This is a genomic window from Elusimicrobiota bacterium (assembly GCA_018816525.1).
Classification (GTDB): domain Bacteria; phylum Elusimicrobiota; class Endomicrobiia; order CG1-02-37-114; family XYA2-FULL-39-19; genus OXYB2-FULL-48-7.
Map to the genome: position 1 here is coordinate 1 of JAHIVV010000073.1, position 8009 is coordinate 8009.

6 protein-coding genes are annotated in these 8009 nt (G+C 40.0%); 5 read left to right on the forward strand and 1 reads right to left on the reverse strand.

Annotation, left to right across the window (positions count from 1 at the left end; genetic code table 11):
* Window positions 1-192: YgiQ family radical SAM protein (locus tag KKH91_07100; GenBank protein ID MBU0952568.1), on the reverse strand; the 192-nt coding region annotated here is incomplete at its 3' end.
* Between the two features lie 154 nt (window positions 193-346).
* On the opposite strand from KKH91_07100, the gene KKH91_07105 reads away from it, so the two are divergent.
* From KKH91_07105 to KKH91_07125, 5 genes are read left to right on the forward strand one after another with little or no spacing between them, the layout of a single operon-like run.
* A complete protein-coding gene (locus KKH91_07105; GenBank protein ID MBU0952569.1) occupies window positions 347-1393 on the forward strand; it encodes a GntR family transcriptional regulator in 1047 nt (348 codons plus the stop codon).
* Between the two features lie 9 nt (window positions 1394-1402).
* Window positions 1403-2962, forward strand: coding sequence for an aminotransferase class III-fold pyridoxal phosphate-dependent enzyme (locus KKH91_07110; protein ID MBU0952570.1), 1560 nt, complete (start codon window positions 1403-1405; stop codon window positions 2960-2962).
* A complete protein-coding gene (locus KKH91_07115; GenBank protein MBU0952571.1) occupies window positions 2956-4350 on the forward strand; it encodes a hypothetical protein in 1395 nt (464 codons plus the stop codon). The genes KKH91_07110 and KKH91_07115 overlap by 7 nt, the downstream gene beginning before the upstream one ends.
* On the forward strand, window positions 4337-6706 hold the full coding sequence (locus KKH91_07120) for an amidohydrolase family protein (GenBank protein ID MBU0952572.1): 2370 nt from the start codon (window positions 4337-4339) through the stop codon (window positions 6704-6706). The genes KKH91_07115 and KKH91_07120 overlap by 14 nt, the downstream gene beginning before the upstream one ends.
* Window position 6707: 1 nt before the next feature.
* Window positions 6708-7856, forward strand: a complete 1149-nt coding sequence (locus tag KKH91_07125; protein ID MBU0952573.1) for a hypothetical protein — start codon at window positions 6708-6710, stop codon at window positions 7854-7856.
* The last annotated feature ends 153 nt before the right edge of the window (window positions 7857-8009 follow it).

The following is an 8009-nucleotide window of genomic DNA, read 5'->3' on the forward strand; positions in this document are numbered from 1 at the left end:
CGCAGTATGTTCATTTTGTATATCCGGTTGAGCGATTATCCCGACTTTATAACCTTCTTTGGTTAATAAATTCCCAATTACGGCTACACCAATAAACGGGCTGTCTAAATAGGTGTCGCCGCTTACAAGGATTATGTCGCATTGAGTCCAGCCCAGCTTCTTCATTTCGTCTGACGTTGTCGGTAGAAACATAGACGCATTTTACGTTATTTTCATGCCTTAGTCAACTATGCAAATAGCACATGCAAATAGCACACCTTCTGATATATGCCTTCATATAATTAGCCCTTGACAAAAATAGGAAAACATAGTACAATCATATTACCAGTATATTACTGGTAATACTATGAAAAACAAGCAAATTCTTAAAAATAGAAAAATAGCCGGCATACTTAAAAACAGGATTATAAAGGGCGATTATCCATTTGACTCAAAAATTCCCAGCGAAACTGTGTTATCAGAGGAATTCAAAGTAAGCAGGCCTACAATTAAAAGCGCCATAGGATTCCTTGTAAGAGATGGTTATATTTCCTGCCTTCCTTCTATTGGTAGTTTTGTTATAAAGAAATCTGGTGCTAAAAGAATAATAGGTTATGTTTCTCCTGATTTAAGCGATCCCTTTCATGTTGACATGATTTCAAATTTAGAAAAAATAACCTCTTCAAAAGGAATCGGCCTTATTATTGCATCAAGCGGTGAATCAAGGGAAGAAGAAATTTCGGCAATAGAAAGAGTAATAAAAAATGGAGCTGCAGGAGTCCTGGTTTCAAAATCCATTTCTTCTTCAGATATTGAAACAAAATACAAGATACCCTTAGTTTGGACCGGAGGTGTTTCTAATGACAGCCTGTACGATAAAGTTACAATAAATAATCAGAAGGGAATCCAGCAAATAATTGACCATTTAATGAGCCTTGGCGCAAGAACCTTTGCCTATGCCGAAGCTGAAAAGGGGAGAATAGAAAACAGCCAAAGATATTTGACTTTTAAAGCCTATTTGGAAAAACAAGGCATAAAAATAGGCGATAATTTGATATTCAAAACGGATGAAAGAGGGCAGAAAGGCGGGTTCGAATTATTTAAAAGTATGATTAAAACAGGATTGCCTGATGCAATAGTCTGCTACAACGACTGGACTGCGTTCGGTATAATTGAGGGCGCGATACAGCATAAAATAAAGGTACCGGAACAATTAAAAGTTTCGGGATTTGATAATATTTTGTTAAGCAGTTATTTCAAAGTTCCGCTTACAACAATAAATTATAAAGCAAAATTAATTGCCCAAACAGCTGTCGAGATTTTACTTGGAAGAATTGAAGGATCTAAAGGAAAAATAAAAGCTGTTATAGTGGAACCCGAACTTATAATAAGAGAATCTACAAGGAAGGGGTAATAACCGTCTATGATTAAAACATTGAAACTGTCACTGGTAGATTTATTAGGCAGGGAATATATGGAAGGTGTTATTGAAGCGGCATCCATATTTTCGTTAAAGGATAAATCCGCCGCTTCCAAGATTGCAAATGAAAAAGTGGAATTTTATCCTGAAAGTTTCAGCAATAAAGTGGAAAGCTTTATTGAAAAGATTGGTTTAGAACTTATCCCGCCGGTTAAAACAGGGCAGGAAGGCGCTTGCACTTCTTCTTTTAAAAAAGCTTCTAACTTAAATGCGAGCCCGGTATCGGGCTTGGGATATTTAAGATTGGGCGAGGACGGGAAAGTATACTTAGCGGCAAAGAGTGAGCATTACCACGCGCCTTTAGGCCATTCGTTCCCCGGCTATAAACTTCTTGATAATGCCCGGTCTCTTGGTATTACAAACGCCACGCACAACAATACAAGAGGTTATATCACGCGTTTGCTTGAAGCTGAACTAATACGCACGATAAACGGGCTTGCTCTTTCCGACAAAGAGGGGCTTTGCAATGTTATTTCTTCGGAAGCTCCCCATGTTTTAAACAGAGTCATTAATCTTGAAACAGGGTCTCTGGCTGTAGAGGCGGGTGTTAAAATGATGCTTGCCAAATTCTATAAAGCAGAAAAAACTTCTAAGGAACCTGAATATACCGGTAAAGTTCCTGTTTTCTTCGTGATGGGAGATAAGGAAGGCGGAAGGATGGCAAACTATCACGGAACCACGGTCATTACCCAGATGATGCGGGATTTATGGCCTGAAATTTACGCGAAAGTTTCCAGCGCCGGCATAATGGAAATATGCCCGGTAGCAATAAATGACCTAGAGGATTTTAAAAATAAGTTTGCGAAGTATAATCAGGGAAAGTATAAAGCCGCGGGGTTCCTGCATGAAATTATTATAATGAACTATGGTGGAATGCGGCTTAAGGAAGAATATTTAAAACAGGCTTATGAAATTTGCCATGCTGGAGACACGCCCGTGCTGGTGGATGAAATTCAGTCTTGTATGTGGTATCCCGGAATGTATCTCTTCAGATTGTACGGGCTTAACCCGGATTTCGTTGCAGTTGGGAAAGGATTCCCGGGGGGGCAGTACGCTGCATCAAGGATTATCACAACCGCAGGTATGGATAACCTCAGCCAGTTTGGTGCGCTTGTTACCAATGGGCAGGAGGAATTAGCGTCCCTGGCTTACCTCATAACGATGGCTTTTGCCCAGGAAAACAGCGCGCATATCGGAGAGATAGGAAAGTATTATGAGAATAAAGTTAAAGAGACCGTAAAAGAGTTCCCGGCTTTTGTGGATTGTGTGGAAGGGCAGGAACTTTTAATTTCAATATATTTTAAAACTGAGGTCCAGGCAATAAGGTTCACGGAGCTGCTTAATGCGCAATGCATTGATATCAGCGCTCATACCTACAAGGCAAAATGTCCGCCTGCGGCTTTGACAAAACTGCCGATTATCGCTTCGAAAAAAATGACGGATTTTCTAATCGCAAAAATGAGAGCAGCGCTTATAAAAATGAATGGAGAAAAAAAATGTTGAAAATCGGGTATGTTCCTCTTTATTTGAAACTTTACGACGATATTGATCCGGCCACCAGGGAAGGGTTTAAGCATTTTGTCAACTTTGTAAAGAAAGAACTTGCAAAACAGGCTGCTGTGGTAACGGTGCCCATTATTACTCTCCCTTCAGAAGTCAAAAACATGGCGGAATTATTTAAAAAAGAAAAAATTGATGCAATAGTAACCTTGCATCTTTCCTATTCTCCGAGCCTGCTCATTGCCAATATGCTTGCCGGTTTTGGAAAGCCGGTTATATTATTGGATACTACAATAGCGGGATCATTTAAAGAAATGTCAAAAGATTTTGTGACGCAAAATCACGGTATTCACGGGGTAATGGACCTGGTATCCGTCCTGAATTCTCTGGGTAAAAATTATAAGGTAATAGCCGGCCATTATAAAGATAAAAATTTTCTTAAAAAGATTGAAAAAATAATTAGAAATTTGGAGAAAGAGGGGTGTGGAAATAAAGTCAGGAATGCCGTAAAAGCTTTTAAGGGCCAGGCAGCCGGTATAACCGGCAGGCCTTTTGACATGATGGGGGATTTTGCAGTCCCGTTTTCGGCCCTAAAAAATAAGTTTGGAACAAGAGTCTTCAAAATAAACCCTTCGGACATATATAAAAAAAGCGTAAAAATCGATTCCTCGCGTGTGAATCGTATATTTACGGAAGAGACAAAGCAGTATTTAGTAAAAAAGAAGAATGAAAAAGCATTAAAAAATTCTATCCGCGTTTACTGCGCGTTAAAGGATATACTTAATGAAAAAGGCATAGAAGCTTATACTATGAATTTCCTGGATATCAAAGAATTTGCCGTGCCTTTTTACGCAATAAATAAACTTATGGGTGAAGGTTTCGGATACGGCGGCGAAGGAGATGTGCTTACCGCTTTGCTGGCAAAACCTTTAAACATACTTTCAAGAAAAGCCATGTTCAGCGAGGTTTTTTGCCCGGACTGGAAAAACGGTAATCTGCTTATGGCGCATATGGGGGAGATTGACCCTCGTTTTGCAAAAGAAGTGGAAAAGGGCGAACTTGTACCTACTAAAGCATTAGGTAACAAGTATCTTTCGATTTATCATCGTTTTGAATTCGAACCTATAGAAGTTACTTTAGTAAATATCTCCAAAACAAAAACAGGTTTTAAACTTGTGGCGGCCCCGGCAGATATTAAAGAGGCCAAACTTTTTAAGCATGTCACTATGCCCCACTATGTTATTAAGCCAAAGATGGAACTTACCGCTTTTCTCGAGAAATACGGCCAGGCCGGAGGCGGCCATCATATTTATGTTGCGGAAGGCGATATTATGGAGGAGCTAAGACAGTTTTCAACAGCTCTAAAAATGCAGTTTTATGAAATTAATTAAAAAAACATTTTTCATTGGAATGGACCTTGGGACTTCTTCCTTAAAGGGAGTTTTGACGGATGACTTTGGAAAAATAATTCGTAAAAATAAACTGCCTGTTCCTTTTGTTGTTTCCAAAAACGGCTTATATGAAATTAATCCCGGGGAGTACTATCTGGTCGTCTGCAGGTTGATTAAGAATTTGTCCGTTGGTAAAAATATTACTGCCCTGTCCATGGCCTCTGCTTCAGGCAATACACTGCTTCTTGGAAAAGACGGGAAACCTGTTACAAATATAATCTGCTGGCTGGATGAAAGAATGAAGGGCAGGGTAAAAGAAATTTTTCCTGCCTTAAATGCAAAGGAGGTCTATAAAGTTGTCGGATGGCCTCTTTTTGATATGTTGCCTCCTGCGCATCTGGGTTTTTTTAAAGAAGATAGAGCTGATATTTTTAAAAAAGCAAAGACAGTTTGTATGAGCACAGAATATGTCCAGTATCTTCTTACCGGAAAATTAGGAATAGACCGCTCTACAGCGACACCGTTTTATCTGGTAAATCAGGAGAAGGGGATTTATCATGAGCCGTTTTTGAAAATTTACGGAATAAAAGAAAAAAATCTGCCGAAAATAATGAATTCCGGAGAGGTTTTGGGTAATATTTCAAAGGAAGGCGCAAAAGCTTCCGGGCTTAATACAAGAACTCTTCTTGTGCTCGGCTCCTTTGACCATCCTGCCTGCGCGAGAGGCGCCGGGGTTGTTTCTCAGGGGCAGCTTCTGCTTTCCTGCGGTACCTCCTGGGTTGGTTTTTATCCATTGAGAGATAGAAAGACTGCTCTTCAAGAAAACATGCTTTCAGACCCTTTTCTTTTTCCGAAAGGGCCTTGGGCAGGCATGTTTTCAATAACGAGTTTAGGCCAGGTAATAGATAAACTTATAAGCAAATACATTTCGCAAGGTAATAACAAATATAAAACGCTGGATAAACTTGCGCTGGAAGCGCAAAAAAAAGGGATGAAACCTTGTGAATGCGCAAGAGACCCTCTAAAGTGGGAAGAAAAACTTAAAGCAACAGAAAAATTGCAAGCAGCCCTTTCTATTATGAGCTGGCCCTGCCAGCTTATGAAATATAAAATGGCGGAGTTATCCCGGTCAGGCATGGAATTAAATGAAATATACATGGCTGGCGGGCCTTCCGGAAGCAAGGTTTGGCCGGCAGTTATGTCAAACATCCTTTCTGTCCCTGTAAAATGCGTGCACGGCGAATATACAGGCGCTTCCGGGGCATCTGTAATCGCAAGAGAAGGATATTATTCACAAAGAAGAAAAACAATTAAAAGATGGCAGCTTTTTCCGGTAAAGCCCTGCGATAAGAAGATTTACGATGAAGAACTTTTGGATTTTCTTCCTAAAAACATTATTGATATTCATACGCATTCCTGGCTGAAAAAATTCGAAATAGAGGTTCCCGCTTTAAACCGCGGTCCTGCGTGGCCGGGCCTTGTGGCGAGGGATAATTCCATACAGGATTTACTGCTTACCTATGAATTGCTTTTTCCCGGGAAAAATGTAGAACCTGTAATATTCGGATCGCCGGGAAGAGATATTAATCTCGGTAAAACAAACAGTTATGCAGGCGAAGCCGCAAAAGGATACGGATTAAAGAGCCTGATAATCAGCGATCCGTCCTGGAGCCGGGAAGGCCTGGAAAACAAAGTAAAAACAGGAGGTTTCAGCGGTTTAAAACCTTATTTTAATTTTGCGCCGAAAGAAATAAAATCCGAAGATATTAGGATATATGATTTTTTACCGAAGGCGCACCTTAAAGCGGCTCATGATAACAAATGGATCGTAATTTTGCATATACCGCGCCCGGGAAGGCTTAAGGATCCCTTGAATTTGAAACAGTTAAAGGAAATTGATGAGAACTATCCAAACGCAAAGATTGTAGTAGCGCATTTAGGCAGAGCTTACAGCGAAAATGATGGAGGAAATGCTTTTGAAATACTGAAGAGGACTAATAATTTATTTTTTGATTTTAGCGCGAATACAAACAGTGTGATAATGCGCCGGTTTATTGACGCTGTCGGGCCTGGAAGGATAATTTTTGGTTCCGACCTTCCGATAACAAGGATGAGGATGAAGAGAATTACAGAAAATAACTCTTACGTGAACTTTGTACCCAAAGGCCTTTATAAAGGGATATCTTCCGAGCCGCAAATGAGGGAAGTTGCGGGAGTTGAAGCCGGAAAATATACATTCTTTTTGTATGAAGAAATTCTTGCTTTTAAAAAGGCCGCTAGAGCAGCTGGTTTAGGCAGGGAAGATGTAAATAATGTTTTTTACAGAAATGCGGCTGGAATATTAATGGAGGAATAATATGGCGCTTAAAAAATTTAACATTGAATCTGATTCGCAGAGGTTTGTCATGGACACCATTGCCCGGAAATCCGTCAAGGGTATTCCTGCCGCGTTAGTTCATATAATGGAGATAGAATTATTGGAACGGATTGCCGGTGTATCACCGGGGGCGTACATTAAAAATCCTGAACAGACATATTTAAAGTGTCTTTATAATGTTGGGGTAAATTTTGTTGACCAGTATATACCCAGAAATCCATTAAGCATGAAAAGAGAAGGGTATGATTCTGATACTGTAAAAGGTTCAACTACGGGCGCTGAAAACATTGTTTGTGACGGCATGATAATTGATTCGCCTGAAGCAGTAGCTGAACATTTGGAAAAAATAGAGTTACCCAGGTTAAAACAGTCTATTAAAGATTTTAATAAAGACAAACCCGCGGAAAGCATTATTGACCAGGAGATTAAAATTCAATCGGAGCTTGGCCCTTCCATATTAAAGACGGGTTATGATTTCATCGGTTTTCCCTGTTTCAGATATTTTCAATACGGATATGTTAACTATTTTACGGCGTATGCGTTGTATCCGGAGTTAATTGAAAAAGATTTTATTCTCCAGGCGGATTACTGGGAATTGTATAATTCTGCAGCCGCCCGGGCAATTGTTGAATGCGGGCTGCCGCTTATGTACAGGCTTGACCACGATATGGCTGATTCCAGGGGAACGCTCGTTGATATAAAAAGCCTTGAAAAAATATGGTTTCCGCATTTTGAACGCTCAATAAAACCCGTAATGAATACAGGGATGAATTTATTATGGCATTGTGACGGAAATTTGATGGGAATGGTCCCGCTGCTTATTGATTGCGGCGTGAAAGGGTTCCAGGGTTTCCAGTATGAGGACGGGATGGATTATAAGAAAATATGCCGGATGAAAGCAAAAGACGGCGATTCATTACTGATCAATGCAGGAGTTTCTGTGACTACTACGCTGCCTAAAGGCACGCCGGAAGATGTAAAAAATGAAATGAAATGGTTGGTTGATAACGGGCCTGAAACAGGATTGTTCTTGAGCGCGTCAAGTTCCATTGCTCCAGGAACTAGCCATAAAAACGTATTAACTTTTATTGAAGGCATTGAATATTACAAAAAAAACGGAAGACATTAAAAAAATCAGCGGGTCATTGGTGTCCAAATTAGCCGAAAGCAAATGTTTGTTGTAAGCTGTTAAGATTAGCCTTGCTCTTTTCATGAAACGGAGCGTTTAGCCAATCCCAAAGATTTCTTCTGGCAAAAAGGTTCGTTGGAAGCACAGAACACA

Coding starts and splice junctions, on each gene's coding strand:
- KKH91_07120 (MBU0952572.1), top strand. CDS start 4,337: ATGAAATTAATTAAAAAAACATTTTTCATTGGAATGGACCTTGGGACT.
- KKH91_07110 (MBU0952570.1), top strand. CDS start 1,403: ATGATTAAAACATTGAAACTGTCACTGGTAGATTTATTAGGCAGGGAA.
- KKH91_07115 (MBU0952571.1), top strand. CDS start 2,956: ATGTTGAAAATCGGGTATGTTCCTCTTTATTTGAAACTTTACGACGAT.
- KKH91_07105 (MBU0952569.1), top strand. CDS start 347: ATGAAAAACAAGCAAATTCTTAAAAATAGAAAAATAGCCGGCATACTT.
- KKH91_07125 (MBU0952573.1), top strand. CDS start 6,708: ATGGCGCTTAAAAAATTTAACATTGAATCTGATTCGCAGAGGTTTGTC.